We start from the raw sequence: 19,724 nt of genomic DNA, 5'->3' as shown, positions 1-19,724 counted from the left end.
GCTCCGACCGAATTACGGCATGGTCGCCAGGTTGTTCCAGAAATGTCTGAGACTGTCGGTGCCGCCGAACAATGTCGTGAAATTGGTGGAATCGACCAGGACGATATCGCCGGCCCGAGCGGCGGTCGGGGGTAGCCAGACCAGCGCGTTGAACTCGGAGTCGCCCGACGCTGTGAACGGATGCGGCCGGGTGGGGTCGACGAGTTGGCGCCCCAGCACCCGCAGTGTGCTGCTCTCCGGTGCGGTGAGTGAATAGTGCGGTAGGTGTGGGTGGAAATTGAAGGTGCTGACATCGGCGAGCAACCCGGGGGAGTCCAGATCGCGTAGAGCCGTCAACGGTGCGATCTCCGTGGTGCCCGCGACGACAGCCGGACGTAGCCCCCAGACGTTGAGCACGGGGACGTCGAGCGCCGCCATCAGCGAACGGGTGTATTGCCCGAAGCGCTGTTGCCGTGGCACCAGCGGATCTCCGTGATGCAGGTATTCGACCTGGCGCCTGGTGAAGTCGTCGGTGTCACCGACATCGTGGTGCGGCGCCAGCAGCAGGCAGGTGCCCTCACGCTGTAGCCAGCGACGGATCGCGTCGACCTCGGCCGGGGCGGCCTGTTGTTCGGACAGGATGTGGTCGAGGCCGAACACCATGAGGGTGTCGCAATCGTCGAGAACCCGCTCATCGATCGGAAGGTGGTAGCCGGCCTGATCGATCCGCTGGAAGACGGCCACCGGATGCCCGGTGACCTCACCCGCCAATTCTTGGAAGGCCAGCGTCGAACGGTGGAACAACTCCAGCGTGCCGGCGATGCCCTGCAGGAATGACGCTGCAGCGTATTCGGGGGTCTCGTACGCCGGCCACAGCACATTGCGAACCTCGGTCATGGTGGAGAACCGGTTCTCCATGGCAGCCGGATCGCGCTGGGCTTCCCACGGGTAGCTCCAGGTCCAGTAGATGCTGATCCGGCGGCGCCCGTCGTGACGGCGGGGGATGTGGGTCTGGTTGTAGGTGCGCGCACCGGTCATGACGTTGCCTGTCCGCCGCCGGTGGCCAGGAAGCGTAGTCCCGACATGCCCGGCAGGAAGAAGTAGGCGCCGCCGCGCAGTGTGGTGAAAGCGGGAATCCCCTTGTGTACCTTACGTATCGGACGTTTCGGGACGGCAAAGTCCAGAGTGCCGTCCTGGGTGCCGCAGATCGGGTCGTGCTCGTTGCCGAGTTCGTGAAACGTCTTGTCGTTGATCCAGACGTTCTGCGCGAACTCGAACTGGCGCACCAGGTCGGCACAGATGATGAATGCCGCGATCCCGCGATCCACACCGTCATCGGGTGCGCCGTCCGGCAGGGCCGCACCGTACGTGGCGCCGCGCCGGATCATCCGCCGCCGATTCATGTAGTGCGCGGTATCGCGTGGATTGAGCCGGCGCGCATGCGATCCCAGCGGGCAGGCATAGCCGAAAGGGTCCATCTGCTTGTAATCGAAAGCGTTGTTGCGCATGGGATCTGCGCCCAACTCGGGATCGTCGTGCTCGGGCGCCAAGACCAGGGGAGCGCCGCTGCGCCAGCGACCCATGAACTTCGCAGCCAGCAGTTCTTCGCCCTCGGGAGAATCCGACCGTTCACGTATGTAGTCCCGAAACAGTGCGACATGCTCCGCGAGCCTGCGGTAGGCCAGGTAGCTGCCGTTGCGCGAAAGCGCCTCCGGCTTGGGCGGATCGGGGACGGATCCGTCCTCATCGGGGTAGCCGAGGATGAACTCACCGGGCTCCAGTGGGTCGCCCGAACCCGGTGTCGGCTCCTCACCGGAACCCTTCATCACCGGTTGCGACAACCGGTCACGGAACCCGAAGTGGTCGTGTGCGTAGTTGAACGGCGGGGTCGCGTTGAGGTCGAGGTAGGACAGACTGCGCACGCCGTCGGTTCTGGCCAGCAGCTTGTCGTGCTCTTCGATGGAGCGGCGGCACTGTTCGTCGGTGCGCGCGAACAGGATCGCGATCGCATGAAGATCTGCACCGGCCAGGCCACCCAACCAGTGTTCGGGTGCGGCCTCGCCGGTGTCCCCGAGGATGGTGGCCCGGTGCGCCATGCCTTCCCGGAATGCCGCCGGAAAGGTGGCCAGCGATTCCTCGTCGAGGCCGAGCGCCCGCAATCCGGTCCAGGTGAACGCCAGTGTGACCCAGCGGTCGGATTCCTCCATGGCGGCTACGGCCGCCGCTGCCGAGGACACCTTGTCGAGCAGTGCGGTAACCCAGGCCCGGCCGCCCTCCGGGGTGTCGAACGTCAGGAATTCGTAGCGCCCGGTGATGGCCGGGGTGCGGGTCAGCAGAATGTGCTGGATCTCGTCTAACTCGAGCACGGCCGGCTACTGCATCTGATCGAGCATGGTGGAGAAGGCGGCCTTGAGCCGCAGCGCTTTCTTGATCTCATCGGCGGTCACGTACGGGTACTCGCCATATTCCAGGAAGCTCGGGACCTGATGCGCACGGACGAACTCGATGAAAGCTCCGGGGTTCTCCTTCCAATCGTCGGGAAACCCCTCCAGATTCGTGAACACCGTTGTGATTCCCGTACTGCTGAACAATTGCACCGCATCCTCGGTGTACTTGTCGAAATCGGTGTCGAAGATGCCCTGGTATTGGAAATGCAGGCCCGATCCGACGTCGAAAAGTACCCAACGCAAATAATGCAGCCGCAGCGGCGCCAGCACTTCCGGGCTGGCGGCGACCGCGGCCTCAATTTGCTTGCCGTACGCGCGCACCACCTCCTCACGACCCTCTTTCACCTTAGCGATGATCGAGAACCCGTGGCAGGCAGGCGTTCTCGGATAGGTAGGGCCGTACCGGCCTTGCTCGAGCTCGAAATAGCCTTCCGGCGGAATCGCCATTGCGGCCGGCTTGGTCCAGTCACGATTTGGCGTAGTCATTTGGGCCTCCAGCTGGATTTCGTAAAATTGAACAGAAGCGGCCCAACGCGTCCGGAATGGGCATGGCAGGACGGCTTGTCAAATTTACCCCGATATGTCGCGGAAAACCCGGCAAACGCCTGCACTCGGCGTATCGTCCGTTGTGTCGCGGCCGTCTGAGGGGTTGGCCACGGCCATCTCCGGGGATGCTTCGCCGGGGATGGGGTTAACGATGGCGATCGTCCCGAGATTGAGGAGAACGATTGCCGTGGCGATGGCTGCCTCGGCATCTATCGGTGGGGTAGCGGTGCCGGTGTCGCACGCCTGACCCAACGTGCCGATCCAGTGCCTCGCCATGCCGTCGGTTGCGATGACGGCTGCGATGACCCGCGCTGTGCGGGCGAACTTCTCGGCGGACCGGTCTGCTACGAGTTCTCGGCACCACCTTGAACGGCGGCGCGAGCGAAGGCGCGAACCCGGTCCTTGGCGACCTTGCCGTTGCCGGTCAGCGGTAGCGCCTCGGCGAACAGCACCAACCGCGGTCGCTTGAAACCCGCTATCGTGCCGCGCACGTGGCCGATCAGTTCCTCGGCGGTCGGTTGGCATCCGTGAGCCGCGACGACCACCGCGCAGACCGCTTCACCCCAGTAGTCGTCGGGCACGGCGACCACGGCCACCTGGTCGACTGCCGGGTGATCGGACAGCGCGTCCTCGACCTCGCGGGAGGACACGTTCTCACCGCCGGTGACGATGATGTCCTTGAGCCGGTCGACCACGAACAGCCTTCCGTCAGCATCGGTTCGGCCCACGTCGCCGGTGTGCAGCCAACCGCCCTCGGTACTGACACCGTCGGGCCAGTAGCCGGGCGTCACCTGCGCGCCGCGCACCACGATCTCACCCACCTGCCCGGACGGCAGGAGATCCCCTGACGGCGCGGCGATTCCGATCTCGACATCCTGGTGCGCATAGCCGGCACTCGTGAGTAATTCTGGTCGGTCCGTGGTTCCGGCCCGGTGATCGTCGGGGCCGAGAAACGTGATGTTCCCGCCGGTTTCGGTCATCCCGTACCCCTGGTGGAAGTCGACTCCGAGTCTGTCGATCGCGCGGCGCAGCAGATCCAGCGGCATCGCGGCAGATCCGTACGCGATCGAGGTGAGGGTGGGCAAATCGGTTCCGGTGCGGTCGAGGTACCCGAGCAGCGCATGCAACATGGTCGGCGCCAACGAGCACGAGGTCACCGCGTGGCCGCGAACCAGCTGCGCGAAACTCTCCGGGCGAAACTGCCCGCACAGGACGACGGTGGCGGTGACCGCGTGCTGGACCAACATGTTGTACCCGGCGATGTGGCACATCGGGAACGGCAGCAGGTAGACCCCGCCGGGCGTCACGGAGCGGCCCTCGACCGATCCCCACACCGCGGTGAGTATCGAACGGTGGCTGTGCACAACAGCTTTGGGAATCCCAGTGGAGCCGCTGGTGAAGAGCAGCCAGGCCGGGTCGTCCGGTCCGGCGGCATCCTCGAAAGGGAGAGCGCTTGCGGATGCGGCCTTCCACTGTGCCGATTCGAACGCGACGGCCGGCGCCGCGCTGCCGGGCACGGCCGACAGGTAACGCTCGTCGCCGAGCAGCAGGGAGGGCGCGGCGGTGGTCAACTGCGCGGCCTGTTCGGTCGGGCTGAGACGCTGGTTGATCAGGGTCAGTACGCGGCCACTGCGCGGCACGGCGTAATACAGCTGGGCGTAGGCGGCGCTGTTGTCGGCGACCACGGCCACCCGGTCGCCCGGAGCGGTCCGCGCGGACACCCAGCCCGCGACGCCGCGGATCTGGCGGTCGAACTCGGCGAAGGTCGCGGTGGTGCCGTCGTCGGTCACGATGGCCCGCCGCTGCGGGGCATTGCCGGCGGCCGTCGAAATCAACTCGTGCAGAAGGCTCATGCCGGATCGCCCGGGGGAAGTTCGAACCGGTCCAGATAGCGCCGCACGAAATCCTGAGCCTGCGTATGGCCTCGGCTGATGCCGAGCCCCTGTTCGAGCACCAGGATGCGGGCCAGGCTCGCCACGATCATCGACATCACCACGGGCGGGAACTCGTCGGTATCGACCCCGTGGGCTCGCAGCGCTGACGCCATCGCGGCCTCCTCGAGCTCACGGAACCTGTCGGCATAGCCGGCGATCTCGCTACGGATGGCCTTGCGGTGGTTGGCAAGGGCCATGAACTCCATCCACAAGGCCGCACCCTGGGCGCTGTTGAGCTCCCACAGTGCGTGTAGGGGACCGTCCTCGGCGAAGGCCTCCTGCTGCGCACTGAGGTTGGTGTCGGCGCCCGCCCGCAGCACCGCGACGAAGAGGTCGTCCATGCTGGGGAAGTAATAGTGCACGAGAGCGGGTTTCACGCCGGCCTGCGCCGCGACCCGCCGCGACGTCGCCGCCGCGTATCCCTCGTCGAGCATGACCTGGGCGGTGGCCCGGATCAGGGCCCGGCGGGTGGTCGATTCGCGTCCGGGTGCGGCCTGCCCGGCGGATCTCTGCGGGCTCATCGCACCCTTGACCCCGCGCGGCAACAGCTGCTAGACATGGCCCGAGTGTAGTTATTGGGCGATCGCCCAATGTCGGCAGTGTGGCGGCACCTGCCCTTGGCGATGAAGGTGGGCGATGACTGGACGGGTCGACGGCAAGGTCGCACTGATCACGGGAGCGGCACGCGGGCAGGGGCGCAGCCATGCCGTGCGGCTGGCCGCCGAAGGCGCCGACGTCATCGCGGTGGACATCTGCGCGACGTTCGACCGGTCACCGGCCTCGGGCGCGACGGCCGAAGACCTCGCCGAAACCGCAGACCTCGTCAAGAACATCGGGCGGCGCATCGTCACCGCCGAGGTCGACGTGCGCGATTTCGGCGCCCTCAAGGACGCGGTCGACAGTGGAGTCGAGCAACTGGGGCGCCTCGACATCATCGCGGCCAATGCGGGTATCGGGACCACCGGGGTGAAGCTGGACCGGATGGACGAGGACCTCTGGCAGGAGATGATCGACGTCAACCTCAGCGGTGTCTGGAAGACCGTCAAAGCCGGTGTGCCCCATATCCTCGCCGGGGGACGCGGTGGCTCGATCATCCTGACCAGCTCGGTTGCCGGGTCCAAGGCCTACCCGTTCACCGGGCACTACGTCGCGGCCAAGCACGGTGTCGTCGGGCTGATGCGCAGCTTCGCCGTCGAGTTGGGTCAGCACTCGATCCGGGTGAATTCGGTACATCCGACCCACGTCAACAGCCCGATGCTGATGAACGAGACGACCTATCGGATGTTCCGGCCGGACCTGGAGAACCCAGGGCCGGACGACCTTGCCCCGATCTGTCAGACATTCCACATGCTGCCGATCCCTTGGGTCACGCCCGACGACATCAGCAATGCGGTCTTGTTCCTGGCGTCGGACGAGGCCCGCTACATCACCGGGGTCACCCTTCCCGTCGATGCCGGCAGCTGTCTGAAATGACGCTCTATTACGACCCGTACGACATCGGCATCGTCGCCGATCCCTACCCCGTCTACGCCAGGCTGCGCGACGAGGCCCCGATTTACCACAACGAGCGCTACGATTTCTGGGCGCTGTCCCGGCACGCCGACGTCGAGCGGGCGTTGTCGGACTGGGAAACGTTCTCCAACAGCCGAAGTGACATTCTTGAACTGGTGAAGTCCGACTTCGACATGCCGCCGGGCGTGATGATGTTCGAAGACCCGCCGATGCATACCCTGCTGCGCGGCTTGATGTCGCGGGTGTTCACGCCGCGGCGGATGGCCGAGATCGAGGACCAGATCCGGCAGTTCTGTGTGCGCTGCCTCGACCCGTTGATCGGCTCGGGCGGATTCGACATCATCGCCGAACTGGCCTCGATGATGCCGATGCGGGTGATCGGAATGCTGCTCGGCATACCGGAATCCGAGCAGATTGGTGTTCGTGATGCCAACGACGCCAATCTGCGGACCAAGCCGGGGGCGCCGATGAAGGTCGTGCAGGCCGACCGGATCGCCGACGGCCGTATCTATGCCGACTACGTCGAATGGCGGGCCAACAACCCCTCCGACGATCTGATGACGGCGCTGCTCAACGTCGAGTTCACCGACGAGTTCGGAGTCACCCGCAAGCTGGAGCGCAAAGAAGTCCTGCACTACACCCAGGTGGTGGCCGGCGCCGGCAACGAGACCACCGGCCGGCTCATCGGCTGGCTGGCCAAAGTGCTCGCCGAACATCCCGACCAGCGTCGCGAGGTGGAGCAGGATCGGTCACTGCTGACCAGGGCCGTCGACGAGACCCTGCGCTTCGAACCCACCGGTCCACACGTGGCACGTTGGCTCGCAAGAGATTTCGAGTACGACGGTACCAAGGTGCCGACAGGCAGTGCGATGTTGCTGCTGTTCGGCGCGGCCAACCGCGACCCGCGCCGCTACCACGATCCCGACACGTTCGACATCCATCGCGACAACGTCAGCCACCTGACCTTCGGCAAGGGTCTGCACTACTGCCTGGGCGCCAATCTGGCCCGCCTCGAGGGCCGCGTCGCGCTCGACGAACTGCTCAACCGGTTCCCCGAATGGGAGATCGACTACGACAGTGCGAAACTGGCGCCGACATCGACGGTCCGCGGTTGGGATCAATTGCGCATCGTCGTCAGCTGACTGTGGTGAACTGGGCACCGTGAGCTGGTGGATCGGGCAGGCGCGGCGCAGGGTCAGCGGAGAGGTACCGGCGTCGCCGGATCGGGTGCGGGCCTTCTACGTCGACCTGGACAACATTTCGCAGGTGCACCCGCTGGTGCAGTGGGTCCGCGGCGAATCCCGGGTGGACCTGCCCGACGGGTACCGTCAGGACTATCGGGTGCGAGATCGAATCCCGTTGGGGCCATTGGCACTCCCGATCACCTACCGGGCTCGGCTCATCGTCCCCGCCGCGGGTCCGGTGCGAGCCCGGGCCCGCCAGTTTCCGCAGGTGCAGCTGGACAGCCGGGTGGACTTCGCACCGACCGAGACCGGGACGCGGATCACCGAGGAGCTGACCATCACTGCGCCGAGGCCGTTGTTGCCGCTCACCGTGGAGCAGGCGGTCGCCGCCCACACCACGATGCTCGCCGCGATTGCGAAGCTGTTCGCTGCCTAGTATTCGAAAACAACGCCGTGGTCGCGGAATTCGGTTTCCACGACCACAGCGTTGATCTGGAGCGATCTCGGGCTACGAGGCGCTGACCGCTTCGGCGTGCACGGTGGCCACCGACTTGGCCCAGCGGTAATCGGCCTTGCCCGCGGGGGAGCGCACGATCTGCGGTGACCGGATGAACGCCTTCGGGATCTTGTAGCGCGCGATCGCGCTCTCACACACCGTCACAAGTTCTTCGTCGGTCGCCGAGGCGCCCTCGGCGAACTGCACGACGGCCACCACCTCGCTGCCCCAACGCTCAGACGGCCGGCCGACCACCACCACGTCGTACACGGCGGGGTGCGCGGCGATGGCACGCTCGACCTCCTCGACGAAGATCTTCTCCCCGCCGGAGTTGATGGTCACCGAGTCACGGCCCAAAAGCTGAATACGCCCGTCTTCCAACACGTTTGCCCGATCGCCAGGAACCGCCCAGCGTATTCCGTCGATCGTGGGGAATGTGCGTGCGGTCTTGGCCGCATCCCCCAGGTAGCCCAGCGGGATCAGGTCGCGCCGCGCCAGCCAGCCGCCGCCCTCGCCGGGGCCGAGCACCCGAGACAGATCTTCGGACACCACAGCGGTGTCGGACTGGGCGTTGAAGGTGGCCGCCTCGGAATCGGTGCCCGCCGTGGAAGCGGTGCTCATCTGGGTGCCCGACTCCGAGGACCCCACTGCATCGAGCAGCATCAGATGCGGCAGCGCGGCCAAGATCCGCTCACGCACGGTCGGTGACAGCGGTGCGCCGCCGTTGCTGATGGTGAACAGGCCGGACAGGTCGTAATCGCCCTTCTCGATCTCGTCGATCAGCGGCCGGGCGATCGCGTCGCCCACAACCGGGATGCTCAGCACCCGCTCGCGTGCGGCGAGTGTCAGCACGTTGTCGGGGCGCATCCGCACCACATCGTCGGGGATCACGAGCTTTCCGCCCATCGTGATGGCGTTGTAGGCGGCCCATTGCGCGGCGCCGTGCATGAACGGCGGGATCATCAGCAGCGACAATCCACCGCCTGCGGTGCGGGCCCGCTCCGCGAGTTCGTCGTACGACCCGATGAAGGTGTCGCTGCCGAACGGCCGCCCACCCATCGAGGACAGGAAGATGTCGTGCTGACGCCACAGCACGCCCTTGGGCATGCCGGTGGTGCCGCCCGTGTAGAGGACGTAGAGGTCGTCGCCGGACGGGGTCGGCATGCCGGCCTCCGGGGCAGAGGTCTGCAGGATCGTCTCGTAATCGACCGCACCCGGCAGGAGGTCGTTGCCCGATTCGTCGGCGACCTGGATGAGCACCTGCAGGTTCGGCAGTTGATCGCGGATGGCGGCCACCCGTGGCGCGAACTCGGCGTTGAAGATCACCGCCCGGGCGTTCGAATCTTTCAGCAGGTAGAGGAGTTCCTCTTCCACGTAGCGGTAGCTGACGTTGAACGGTGCCACCCGCGCGCGGTAGCTGCCGATCATCGACTCGAGGTACTCGTTGCCGTTTCGCAGGTAGATGCCGAGGTGGTCCTGACCCGACTCGTGACCGGCCAGCGCGTCGCGCTCGGTGTGCGCGCCGAGACCCGCCGAGACCAGGTAGTGGGCGAAGCCTTCGACGCGGGCGTCGAACTCGGCGTAGCTCAAGCGGCGGTCCCGCCACACCAGGAAGGTCTGATCGGGTACGGCCTTGGCGACCGTGGAGAACACTGTGGACAGATCGAACTTCACGTCGGCGCTCATGGCACTCCTGATGTGCGCGGAATTCGGGCCCCACGACCATACATGCATCGCTTAGCTGTATGGCCGGGGGTGTGTGACCCGCGCCTCAGACCCCGGGGGGTACGTGTCAGACCGGGAAGAACCCGTCCCCGGTCAGCACTCCGGGCTGCCAGCCCTGCGCGCCGAGGCACAGCATCGGCCGGCCGTCGGGGGACTGTGCCGCCTCCTGCGGGCCCGGACACGGCGAGCCGATCTCCTGCACGCCGTTCAACGGATACGCGTAGGTCCAGAAGCCGGTGTAGACCGGCGGCCACTGGTTGGGAATCCACTTGCACTGCATGGCCGTGCCGCCCGGCCCGCGGCCGAATACGTTGCGCTCCCAGCTGAAGCACGGCGCGCCGTTGGATGCCTCATAGCTCATCCCCGGCACATCGGTGGGGTAGCGGCCCGGATTGTCCGGGTACATGTTGGTGTTGTCGTCGGCGAAGGCACCCGGTGCCGCCGAGAGCGCTGTTGCCAGTGCGGCCGCGGCGACCGCTGTTGCACCGAAGAGTTCGCGAATCATGTTCCACCCTCAGCATTGCCGGCCGCTTGTCGAATGAGGCGGGCCAGTTCGTTGACTTTGGGCCAGAATCCTAGCCGGTCGGTGCGGCGAGCAGTCGGCATTTGGCGCCGTTGTTACTCACCGGTATCGGTGTCGAGCACGCTGACCGCGATGCCGTACGGCAAGAACCGCACCCGCCGGCCCGGATCGGTGTTGCTCGCATTGGCCCGCAGGGCCTCGAGCTCGTTGGGGAAGACCTCCTCGATATGGGCACCGCCGGCGTCATCGACGGTGTAGATCGCCCACACCCCGTCGCCCTTCTCGCCGGTGGTCTCGGGTTCGGTCCTGGGCCGGGAGAACCGCGTCACCTCATCCAGCAACCCAGCCCAGCCGGCACCCTGTCCGGGATTGCCCAAGAATTTGCCCAATCCGTCGAGGGCGTCGCGCAACCCCTCGCCGGCCTCGCGGGCCACCCGATCGAAATCCTCGGGGTCGAAGCCGAACGGTCCACTGCCACTCATTGCGCTCTCCTCGGTGGTTGTGGGTAAAACATGTCCAAACACCAGTGTGCGCGCACGCGGCGCCGGGCGGGATGGTAAACGATCCATATGGTCTTCACACGGGACGAGCTGTTGGGCACCGTCGAGTTGTCGCCGCAGGCAGCGGGCACACACGACCGGCAGGGATGGGTCGGACTGTTCGCTGCCGGCGGAACGGTCGAGGACCCGGTGGGCTCACGGCCACACCGCGGAGCCGCGCAGATCGAGCGGTTCTACGACACCTTCATCGCCCCGCGCGACATCACCTTTCACCGCGACGCCGACATCGTCAGCGGCTCCACCGTGATCCGCGATCTCGAACTCGAGGTCGCCATGAGCCCGTCGGTCACCATGCGGATTCCGGCGTACCTGCGCTACGCGGTCGTCCCGGCGCCCGCCGGCCCGCGCATCGCCGAACTGCAGGCGTACTGGGAGCTGCCGTCGATGATCCGCCAATTCGCCTCAGCCGGCGCCGGCGCACTGCCGGTCGGGCTGCGGCTGGCCGGTGCGCTGCTGCGCAACCAAGGCCCGGCGGGCTCGCTCGGTTTCGCCAAGGGAATGACCGGTGCCGGGCGGTCGGGCAAGCGCCTGATCGCGGGCCTGTTCGACGAATTGTGCGGCGGCGACGAGGTGGCGGTGCAACGCCGGCTGGGTGCGGACGCCGTCATACGTTCCGGTGACGACGAGCCGTTGAGCACATCAGGGTTGGTGGAGCGCACCGCGGGTGCGTCCTGGCGCAAGATGATCGCCTCCGGGTCGAGCGTGGTGGCCGGCCTGGACCGCGACGGACACCGGGCCGTACTGATCGCCGAGCTCGGTCGGGGGCCGCGCGCCGTCACCCGGTTGCGGCACTTCGCCGACGCGACGTGAACAGTCGTACCGGCCCGGCGTCACCGTCCCCGCACCCTGTCGTGAGACCGTAGAGGGATCATGGCTGATCACGCTTACATCACCTACGAGGAATTCGGTCGCCGATTCTTCGAGGTGGCCGTATCCGAGGACCGGGTCGGCGACGCCATCGGGGCGATCGCGGGCGACGAGTTCGAATTGGGCCCGATCGCCCAGGGCCCGGGCAAGATCGCCAAGGTCACCGCTCGGGTCAAGATCCAAAAGCCGCGGGTGAGCCGCATCGTGGGCGAAACCATCACGTTCTCCATCCGGATCCCGCTGGAGATCGACATGGTGATCGACCTGCGGATCGACCGGCCCAAGTTCATGGTGTTCGGCGAGATCGCCCTGCGGGCTTCGGCGTTGGCGGCCGAGCCGCTGTTGCTGATCCTCGATGTCAAGAAACCGCGCCCGTCCGACATCTCGATCCACGTCACCTCGAAATCGCTGCGCGCCGAGGTGCTCCGCATCCTGGCCGGAGTCGACGCGGAGATCAAACGGTTCATCGCCGCACACGTGGCCGGTGAGATCGACAGTCCGGAATCGGAGCAGGCCAAGGTGATCGACGTCGCCAAGGAACTCGACTCCGCCTGGGGCGGGATCTGACACCGGGCCCTGACCGCAGGGGCATGCCGAGCCGCCCCGTACCATTACAGCCATGCAGCGCAACGTGATCCGGATCGGTCGAGCGGTCGCGGCGTCGGTGGCGACAGGGCTCGCCGCCGTCGCCATCGCCGCACCCGCCCATGCCGATCCGATCGACCAGAGCTTCGTCGATGCGCTGAGCCAGGCAGGAGTGGGAGCCGCCGATCCGGCTCAGGCCGTGGCGCTCGGGCAGTCGGTGTGCCCGATGCTCGCCGAGCCGGGCCAGAATGCCGCCGATGTGGCCGCCAAAGTTGCCGACACCGGCGGGATGTCGCTCGGTCCGGCCACGATGTTCACCGGAATCGCGATCTCGACGTTCTGCCCCGCGATGGTCGCCAAGGCCGGCGAGGGCAACCTCACGGGTGGCCCGGCCGATCTCGCGTGGTCGATCCTCGGCTTCGGTTAGGCGCTCAGGCACATCAGGGCGGGCCGCCGGGGTGAGCGTCCGGCGCCGCCGGACTGGCCGCGAAGGTGACGCCACAGCCATGGCATGAGCATGTTCTGCGTCCACAACACTTGCGAGTAGGCCCGGGACCGAAACGACTGAGTCTGATCCGGCCCGGTGGCCAGCGCCCAATCATGGTTGCTGCCAGGCAGTCCGAGCGCCTCGGCGGCTGCTGCGGCGAAGAGGCCGTGTCCCTTCGCTGAGCCGTGCACCCGATCGGGACTCCAGGTTTCGGGTTCGCACATCGAGGGTGCCGAGTACAGATCGACGAGATGAAACCCGTACCGCTCGGCGGCGTCCCTGATCGCGTCGTTGATCTGGACCACTCGCTTTCCGAGTAGTCGCCCCACCGGCAGGATTTGGGTGATGTCGGGAAACGTGGTCGTGACGACCGTGGCCCCGGATTCCGCGAGAGCGCGGTAGACGCGCTCGAGATCGCCCAACGCCCGCATGAACGAACGGCCGGGCCGCGTCACGTCGTTCATCCCGATGCAGACGGTGACCAGGTCCGGGCGCATCGACAGGGCCGTGGGCAACTGGGTATGCAGCACATCCCCGATACGGTGGCCGCGAATGGCGAGATTGGCATAGCCCAAACCTGGATACAGCCCGTCGAGGCGCACCGCGAGCCGATCGGCGAAACCCATCAGGCCGACGGTGTCGTCGCCATCCCACAGTCCTTCGGTCTGGCTGTCGCCGAGGGCGACATACCGGGCGAAACGTCGCACGTCGGCGACTCTAGCGCGCCCGGAATCGGGCTTTGCACCCGGACACGTCGGAGGGGCGCCCAAAAGGGCGCCCCTCCTTGATGTTTCACGAAGTTTGGACTTACTTCACGTCCACGTAAATCGTTTTGTTGACAACGTTGGTCTGCAAGCTGTCGCCCGGGTTACCGGAGTCTGTCCGGGTGTAGGTCTGTCCGGGGCGCACCGCCACCACCGAGGCCTTGTCCAGCGGGGTGGAGCCGACGTGGTTCACGACGACCTGGTAGCCCTGGGCCTGCAGTTCGCTGATGGTCTGCTGGGCATTGCCCGGGCCGGTCGGTGCGGCCTGTGCCGGTGCAGCCAGGCCGACCACGGCTGCCGCCGCGGCGCCCGCGAGTGCTGTAGCAAATCCGAGTCTCATCATCTTTGGTGCCTTCTTTCGCTGTTCTTTTGTGTCGCACCCGGCGCACCGGCAGCGCAATGTCCGCGGGGCGTCTTCGCTAGTCCGTTTAGGTGTTACATAGGAGTTAACCGGGAGTTCACAAATAAAATTCCGGCTGTCCGAAAAGGTTGACGAGTGCTGCGTCACACTCGGGAACCAGACCTCCGGGCTCCGCTCACGGAGCCGCCGCACCGCGTTCGGGAGTGATCCGGATTACCCGGTTGTGGCAAAGTGGTTCACGCCACCCGTGTCGGCGCAATGGCGTCGCCGCGTAGCGTGCAACCCGTGGCCAAACTGAGCGCCGGGGTATTGCTGTACCGCCTCGCCGGAACCGATGTCGAGGTGCTGATCGCCCATCCTGGGGGACCGTTCTGGGCCCGCAAGGATGCGGGGGCGTGGTCGGTGCCCAAGGGGGAGTACGCCGATGGGGAAGACCCCTGGCTTGCGGCGCAGCGGGAGTTCACCGAGGAACTCGGTGCCCCGCCGCCCCCGGGACCGCGGATCGACCTCCTCCCGATACGCCAGGCGGGAGGCAAGGTCGTCACCGCGTTCGCGGTGCGCGGGGACTTCGACGCCGCGGCGGCGGTGAGCAACACCTTCACCGTTGAGTTGCCCAAGGGTTCGGGCCGGTTGGTCGAATTTCCTGAAATCGATCGTGTCGCTTGGGTTTCGGTGGCCGCGGCACGCGCCAAGTTGCTGAGTGGACAGCGTCCGCTGCTGGACCAGTTGATGGCCGCGCCGGAACTTGCCGGCTACGGAGAGGGCCGCCCCGACGGCGGCTAGTGACTCAGAGATCGAGAGTCAGCCGCTGGCCGGCCTCCGCTCGCGACACACAGGTCAGCAGATAGCCCGCGTCGCGCTCCGGGTCGGTCAACAACGTATCCCGGTGCTGCACAATCCCGTCGGAGCCCGGCGCGGTGCGAACCCGGCAGGTCCCGCAGAACCCCTGCTGGCATGAATACGGCGCGTTCACCCCCGCCCGGCCCAGCGCGGCAAGCAGCGTCTCGTCGGCTCCGACGGTCACCGTGGCCCCGGTGGAGGCGACGGACACCGAGAATTCGGCGCCGTCGACAACCGGTGGGGCCGCGAACCTTTCGAAGTGGAGTTCGACGTCGCCACGGCCGGTGAGCGCCGCCCGGATCCCGGTCAGCATCGGGGCCGGGCCACACGCGTACACCGTGGTGCCGCCGGGACAGTCGCCCAGCAGATCGCCGGCGCTCGGCAGGCCGTGGACATCGTCGGTGCGGATCTCGATGCGGTCGCCGAACCGGGCGAGCTCACGCAGGAACGGCAGGCTGTCACGGCTGCGCCCGACGTACACCATCGACCAGTCGACACCGAGCCGTGCGGCCAACCCGAGCATCGGCAGGATAGGGGTGATGCCGATTCCGCCGGCGATGAAGCGGAACCGCTGCGTCGGTGACCCATGGCCGGGAACCGCCAGGGCGAACGCGTTACGCGGGCCGTGGGTGCTCACTCGGCTGCCGACCTGCAGGCTGTCGTGGACCTCGACCGAGCCGCCGCCGCCATCGGGGATGCGCCGCACCGCGATTCGATAACTGTCGGCGACCGCGGGGTCGCCGCACAGCGAGTACTGCCGGACCCGTCCGCTGGCCAGGTGCAGGTCGAGATGCGCGCCCGGATACCACCGCGGCAGCTCGCCGCCGTCCGCGGCAGCAAGAGTCAGGGCGACCACATCCTGATCGTGGGCGACCACCTGCCGGTCGGTCACGGTCAGAACGATTGTGCGATCCAGCTCAGGTGGCGGGGCGGGCCGGCGCACCAACCGGCCGACCGTCCAGATGGTGGCGATGGCCACGTCGGCGGCACCGAGCATCGGATCATGGCGGAAACGGCCCGAGATGCTCGGCGGTATCCGGCGGTATCGGGATATCAGTGACAGATTCGGCATACCCGTGCCCGTCACAGGTGGGCGGCCCGAGCCGCGGGCGAGCTGGCCAGGTATGCGACCGCCTGCGCCGTCGACCCCATCTCCTCCGGTGAGAAGCGCGGTCGGCAGTAGGCCAGCGTGTTGGTGCCGAACATGCGGGAGAACTTCGGCAGCAGTCCCAGCTTGGAATCGCGCATCCGCATCCTGTTCATCCGCCACCAGCCGATGTCGAGGGTCGGGTCGCTCTTGACCATCGCCCAGCAGCCGCGCTGGAAGAACAAATAGACCGCGGTCGCCGCGATCGACATTGCCCGCACCCGGCTGAAATAGCTGGGCTGGAAGTACATCGCGACGTCGTGGGCGACGCTGCGGTGCTCGACCTCTTCGCTGCCGTGCCAGCGGAACAGATCCGTCATCGTCGGGTCCGCGTCGTAGTCCTCCCACGAGCAGTTCAGCACGAAGTCGCCCAGCACCGCGGTGTAGTGCTCGATGGCCGCGATGAGCCAGAGCCGGTCGCACAGGTCGGACAGCCTGCGGCGCGGATCCGTCGAGTCGGTGGGTGCCAGGGTCCGGGTGAACACATGCTCCACCAGCGACATGACTGGCCGGTAATCCACACCGTGGTTGGTCAGGAACTCTTCGAGCACCTGATCGTGCGTCTCGGCGTGGGTGGCTTCCTGGCCGATGAAGCCACGCATGTCGTCGGCGAGATTGGGATCGCGCACGTACGGCAGTGCTTCGTTGAACGTCGCGACGAACCAGTGCTCGGCCATCGGCAGCACCACATTGAACAGGTTCACCATGGACGAGGCCACCGGATGGCCGGGAATCCAGTGCAGCGGGATGTTGTCGAGATCGAAATGCACCTTGCGAGCCTGGATCTGTACCGGGCCCGGATCGATCTCGTGGTCGAACCGCAACGGACGCAGCATCGAGAGCCTCCCTGGGATGAGTGGACTCTCAGTAGTGTACGGATTTAGGTGGGAACGGCGGTACCGGGTTACCCGTGTCGGGTCAGGTCGGCGTCAGATCAGGCGGGCGGTGGGGTGCCCGCGCCCGGTGCCCCGGCGATCGGAACCACCGGCGTCGGCGTCACCGTGGTGACACCGTTGCTGCCCACCCTCGGGCCGCCCGGAACGGCGGAGTCGGCGGACTGCTCGGCCGCGGCCTCGCTGCAGTCCAGCGTCAGGATCATCTTTCCGCTGGAGTTGACCTTCTGGGAATCGACCAGGCACTCGGCCTGCGGCAGGGCGCTGCCGAACGACCCACCGAACGTGGCCTTGACGCCCTGGCTCTTCAGGATCGCCAGCGCCTTCATGTACGGCTCGCCGACGACGTTGATCGATGCCGACGTCGGCTGTGAGGTGGCGGTACCTGCGGCCAACAGGGCGATCGAACCGGCGGCGAGCAGACCGCCGCCGAGCGCAACAAGCTTCTTCACGTGAACTCCGTCAGTCGGGGGCGTTTGCGAACATATCGCAGCTGTGACGAATGTGAAACCGGAGCAGACACCCCGGGCGTTACATCCCGGCCTGGCCGGGATGGGCGGTGATCGACCTCATCACGTCGCACAACGCCGCTGCCCGAACATCGGAGAACACGTCTTCGAGCAGCAGCCGGCGACCGTCCGGACCGGCCAGCGGAATCCGCCAGTTCGGGTATTCGTCGGTCGTTCCCGGTTGATTCTGGGTACGCACCTCGCCGACCGCATCGGCCAGGGACAGCGCCAGCAGTTTTGACGGGGTGCGGCCCAGATACCGGTACAGCGCCGACACGATCTCGTCGGTGTCCGGCTCCGGGCCGAGCAGGCCGGCCCGGCGCAACTCCGCGAACCAGGCGGCCTGGGCGGCGCGGTCCGCGGCCAACTCCTGATCGGCGGGCCGGGTCAGCAGACCCAGTTCATCGCGCAACCGCACGTGCTCGCCCGCCAGATATCCGGGCGTCGGCGGCAGATCGTGAGTGGTCACCGAAGACAGGCAATACTCGCGCCAGCGTTCGGCGGGCAGGGGATCTCCTGAGCCGTCGGACTCGAACCACAGGATCGAGGTGCCGAACAGGCCTCGCTCCCGCAGGTAATCGCGCACCCACGGTTCGACAGTGCCCAGATCCTCGCCGACCACCACGGCGCCGGCCCGATGTGCCTCCAGCGCGATGATGCCGATCATCGCGTCGTGGTCGTAGCGCACGTACGTGCCCTCGGTGGGTGCGGCCCCCTTCGGGATCCACCACAGCCGGAACATGCCGATGATGTGGTCGATACGCACACCGCCGGAATGCCGTAGCGCCATGTTGACCACTGCGCGGAACGGTTCATAGCCCTGCTCGACGAGCCGGTCGGGTCGCCACGGCGGCTGCGACCAGTCCTGCCCGAGCTGGTTGAACTCATCCGGCGGTGCGCCCGCGGTCACTCCGAGCGCCAGCACATCCTGCAACGCCCAGGCGTCGGCGCCGTCGGGATCGACCCCCACCGCCAAGTCGCTCATGACGCCGAGTTCCATGCCGGCCTGTGCCGCCGTGGCCTGGGCGGCGGTGAGTTGATCGTCGAGCACCCACTGCAGCCACCGATGAAAGTCGACGGCGTGCGCATTGGCCGCGGCGAACGCGGCGACCTCCGGATTGGCCGGATGCCGCAGCGCCTCGGGCCAGTCATGCCAATCGGGCCCGTACTGTTCGGCCAGCGCACACCAGATCGCGAAATCCTCAAGGCTGCGGCCCTGGCGGGTGCGGTAGGCGGCGTACGCCACCTCTCGGCCTGCCGAGCGCTCGACCCGGTACACCTGCTCCAGCGCGGTGCGTTTGGCCTGCCAGGCCGCGTCGCGGTCGATGGTCGGGTGACGGTCGGCGCGTTTGTCGAGCCCGGCGCGCAGCGCCCGTAGGCGGCCGCGGCCACGGACCGCGGCGTACTCCGGGATGGCTTCCACGCGCAGATAGAGCGGGTTGCCGAAGCGCCGGGACGTGGGCAGATACGGCGAAGGCTCCATCGGGGCGACGGGGGCGGCCGCATGCAGTGGGTTGACCAGGATGAAGCCGGCCCCGTGCTCGGCTGCCGACCACACCGCAAGGTCGGTCAGATCCGTGAGATCGCCTGAGCCCCAAGAGTTTTTGGATCGAACGCTGTAGAGCTGGACGGCAAGGCCCCAGGCCCGGCGTCGGCCCAGCCTGGCCGGCAATTCCAGTGTGGCGGGGGAGATCACCACCGGGGTCTCGGTATAACGCTCTTCGTGCGAGCGCTCATCGGTGTGACGCTCGCCGGCCCGCAACCGCAGCCGGTGATAGCCCAGCGGGAGATCGGAGGGCAGCTCGAAGGTGGCCTCGCCGACCAACCGGTCCCCGAGGTCGTAGGGGGCGCGGTTGTTCTCCAGCTGCCGCAGACCGGTGCGCTCGGTGCCGTCCTCCAGGAGCAGCGTCAGGTCGACCGGAGCCCCGTGGGTGACATGCACCCAGAAGCTCGACGCCACTGTCGCCCGGCCCAGCACGATGGGCGGCAGAGAGCGTTGCCAGTACTGGCGGTCGTGGGCAGCCAGGGAATCGATGCGGTCGGCTTCTGTGCCCGCCGGGACGCCGAGCGCATCCAGCACGGCCACCAGCGTGGACTCAGAGACAGCGGTGCGCCGGCCGGTCCAATCGTCGAACTCGGCGGCCACGCCATAGCGGCGGGCCAACTCCAGCAGGGCCGATGACGAAGCGGTCATGGCGTCAATCTTGGTGCCCACAACGCGATCGTGTCAGTTGACACGGCCGGACAGCGCCCCGTCCCATGCGCCACGGCGCACGGCCATTCGGGCGGTTCCGTTGTGCGCGAACACAACTCGACGGGCACCGTCGGCGTCTCGGTGCGGTCGCCCTGACGCAGTGTCCGCAGG

21 protein-coding genes are annotated in these 19,724 nt (G+C 67.0%); 7 read left to right on the top strand and 14 right to left on the bottom strand.

What is annotated here, in order from left to right:
* Nucleotides 1–12: 12 nt before the first annotated feature.
* The 5 genes from QQ25_RS18150 to QQ25_RS18125 form a co-directional block, all read right to left on the bottom strand.
* Entirely contained in the window at nucleotides 13–1,017 is a 1,005-nt protein-coding gene (locus QQ25_RS18150; RefSeq protein ID WP_039380251.1) for a hypothetical protein, read from the bottom strand.
* A complete protein-coding gene (locus QQ25_RS18145; protein ID WP_039321061.1) occupies nucleotides 1,014–2,345 on the bottom strand; it encodes a Dyp-type peroxidase in 1,332 nt (443 codons plus the stop codon). The genes QQ25_RS18150 and QQ25_RS18145 overlap by 4 nt, the downstream gene beginning before the upstream one ends.
* A 6-nt stretch (nucleotides 2,346–2,351) precedes the next feature.
* Nucleotides 2,352–2,912 (bottom strand): hypothetical protein, encoded by a 561-nt coding sequence (locus tag QQ25_RS18140; protein ID WP_039321059.1) that lies wholly within the window; start codon nucleotides 2,910–2,912, stop codon nucleotides 2,352–2,354.
* A 404-nt stretch (nucleotides 2,913–3,316) separates the two neighbouring features.
* Complete coding sequence (locus QQ25_RS18130) at nucleotides 3,317–4,825, bottom strand: AMP-binding protein (RefSeq protein ID WP_039380248.1); 1,509 nt, start codon at nucleotides 4,823–4,825, stop codon at nucleotides 3,317–3,319.
* A complete protein-coding gene (locus QQ25_RS18125) occupies nucleotides 4,822–5,427 on the bottom strand; it encodes a TetR/AcrR family transcriptional regulator (RefSeq protein ID WP_082017597.1) in 606 nt (201 codons plus the stop codon). Before QQ25_RS18125 ends, QQ25_RS18130 begins: the two co-directional genes overlap by 4 nt.
* A 115-nt stretch (nucleotides 5,428–5,542) precedes the next feature.
* On the opposite strand from QQ25_RS18125, the gene QQ25_RS18120 reads away from it, so the two are divergent.
* From QQ25_RS18120 to QQ25_RS18110, 3 genes are read left to right on the top strand one after another with little or no spacing between them, the layout of a single operon-like run.
* On the top strand, nucleotides 5,543–6,379 hold the full coding sequence (locus QQ25_RS18120; protein WP_039380246.1) for a mycofactocin-coupled SDR family oxidoreductase: 837 nt from the start codon (nucleotides 5,543–5,545) through the stop codon (nucleotides 6,377–6,379).
* Complete coding sequence (locus QQ25_RS18115) at nucleotides 6,376–7,560, top strand: cytochrome P450 (protein ID WP_052235901.1); 1,185 nt, start codon at nucleotides 6,376–6,378, stop codon at nucleotides 7,558–7,560. The genes QQ25_RS18120 and QQ25_RS18115 overlap by 4 nt, the downstream gene beginning before the upstream one ends.
* A gap of 19 nt (nucleotides 7,561–7,579) precedes the next feature.
* Nucleotides 7,580–8,038, top strand: coding sequence for an SRPBCC family protein (locus QQ25_RS18110; RefSeq protein ID WP_039321050.1), 459 nt, complete (start codon nucleotides 7,580–7,582; stop codon nucleotides 8,036–8,038).
* 72 nt (nucleotides 8,039–8,110) lie between these two features.
* Here the strand turns inward: QQ25_RS18110 and QQ25_RS18105 are convergent, their stop codons facing one another.
* The 3 genes from QQ25_RS18105 to QQ25_RS18095 form a co-directional block, all read right to left on the bottom strand.
* Nucleotides 8,111–9,784, bottom strand: a complete 1,674-nt coding sequence (locus tag QQ25_RS18105) for an acyl-CoA synthetase (protein ID WP_039380245.1) — start codon at nucleotides 9,782–9,784, stop codon at nucleotides 8,111–8,113.
* A gap of 106 nt (nucleotides 9,785–9,890) precedes the next feature.
* A complete protein-coding gene (locus QQ25_RS18100; protein WP_039321039.1) occupies nucleotides 9,891–10,328 on the bottom strand; it encodes a hypothetical protein in 438 nt (145 codons plus the stop codon).
* Between the two features lie 113 nt (nucleotides 10,329–10,441).
* Nucleotides 10,442–10,828, bottom strand: a complete 387-nt coding sequence (locus tag QQ25_RS18095; protein ID WP_039321037.1) for an Rv0313 family protein — start codon at nucleotides 10,826–10,828, stop codon at nucleotides 10,442–10,444.
* A gap of 87 nt (nucleotides 10,829–10,915) precedes the next feature.
* On the opposite strand from QQ25_RS18095, the gene QQ25_RS18090 reads away from it, so the two are divergent.
* From QQ25_RS18090 to QQ25_RS18080, 3 genes are read left to right on the top strand one after another with little or no spacing between them, the layout of a single operon-like run.
* On the top strand, nucleotides 10,916–11,716 hold the full coding sequence (locus QQ25_RS18090; protein ID WP_039321035.1) for a ketosteroid isomerase family protein: 801 nt from the start codon (nucleotides 10,916–10,918) through the stop codon (nucleotides 11,714–11,716).
* A gap of 60 nt (nucleotides 11,717–11,776) precedes the next feature.
* Nucleotides 11,777–12,340 carry a hypothetical protein gene (locus tag QQ25_RS18085; RefSeq protein WP_029109350.1) on the top strand — a complete coding sequence of 188 codons (564 nt, stop codon included), beginning with the start codon at nucleotides 11,777–11,779 and terminating at the stop codon, nucleotides 12,338–12,340.
* A 52-nt stretch (nucleotides 12,341–12,392) separates the two neighbouring features.
* Nucleotides 12,393–12,785: a DUF732 domain-containing protein gene (locus tag QQ25_RS18080; protein WP_039321030.1), complete on the top strand. Its 393-nt coding sequence runs from the start codon at nucleotides 12,393–12,395 to the stop codon at nucleotides 12,783–12,785.
* On the opposite strand, the gene QQ25_RS18075 is transcribed toward QQ25_RS18080, so the two are convergent.
* Together QQ25_RS18075 and QQ25_RS18070 are read right to left on the bottom strand one after the other, a co-directional pair.
* Complete coding sequence (locus QQ25_RS18075) at nucleotides 12,782–13,552, bottom strand: SGNH/GDSL hydrolase family protein (protein ID WP_039380243.1); 771 nt, start codon at nucleotides 13,550–13,552, stop codon at nucleotides 12,782–12,784. The two genes, QQ25_RS18080 and QQ25_RS18075, sit on opposite strands and share 4 nt — an antisense overlap.
* Nucleotides 13,553–13,652: 100 nt before the next feature.
* Nucleotides 13,653–13,952, bottom strand: a complete 300-nt coding sequence (locus tag QQ25_RS18070; RefSeq protein ID WP_039380241.1) for a hypothetical protein — start codon at nucleotides 13,950–13,952, stop codon at nucleotides 13,653–13,655.
* A gap of 303 nt (nucleotides 13,953–14,255) precedes the next feature.
* On the opposite strand from QQ25_RS18070, the gene QQ25_RS18065 reads away from it, so the two are divergent.
* Nucleotides 14,256–14,753 (top strand): NUDIX hydrolase, encoded by a 498-nt coding sequence (locus QQ25_RS18065; protein WP_039380311.1) that lies wholly within the window; start codon nucleotides 14,256–14,258, stop codon nucleotides 14,751–14,753.
* 4 nt (nucleotides 14,754–14,757) lie between these two features.
* Here the strand turns inward: QQ25_RS18065 and QQ25_RS18060 are convergent, their stop codons facing one another.
* From QQ25_RS18060 to malQ, 4 genes are all read right to left on the bottom strand, one after another.
* Nucleotides 14,758–15,882 (bottom strand): PDR/VanB family oxidoreductase, encoded by a 1,125-nt coding sequence (locus tag QQ25_RS18060; protein ID WP_201774247.1) that lies wholly within the window; start codon nucleotides 15,880–15,882, stop codon nucleotides 14,758–14,760.
* 11 nt (nucleotides 15,883–15,893) lie between these two features.
* Nucleotides 15,894–16,793 (bottom strand): metal-dependent hydrolase, encoded by a 900-nt coding sequence (locus QQ25_RS18055; protein ID WP_039380240.1) that lies wholly within the window; start codon nucleotides 16,791–16,793, stop codon nucleotides 15,894–15,896.
* Nucleotides 16,794–16,891: 98 nt separating this feature from the next.
* On the bottom strand, nucleotides 16,892–17,302 hold the full coding sequence (locus QQ25_RS18050) for a hypothetical protein (protein WP_039321019.1): 411 nt from the start codon (nucleotides 17,300–17,302) through the stop codon (nucleotides 16,892–16,894).
* Nucleotides 17,303–17,381: 79 nt separating this feature from the next.
* Nucleotides 17,382–19,553: a 4-alpha-glucanotransferase gene (malQ, locus tag QQ25_RS18045; protein WP_039380307.1), complete on the bottom strand. Its 2,172-nt coding sequence runs from the start codon at nucleotides 19,551–19,553 to the stop codon at nucleotides 17,382–17,384.
* Nucleotides 19,554–19,724: the final 171 nt, after the last annotated feature.

Origin of the sequence: Mycolicibacterium setense (genome assembly GCF_000805385.1) — a bacterium.
GTDB classification, from domain to species: Bacteria; Actinomycetota; Actinomycetes; order Mycobacteriales; family Mycobacteriaceae; genus Mycobacterium; species Mycobacterium setense.
This window is presented reverse-complemented; position numbering and strand designations above follow the sequence as displayed.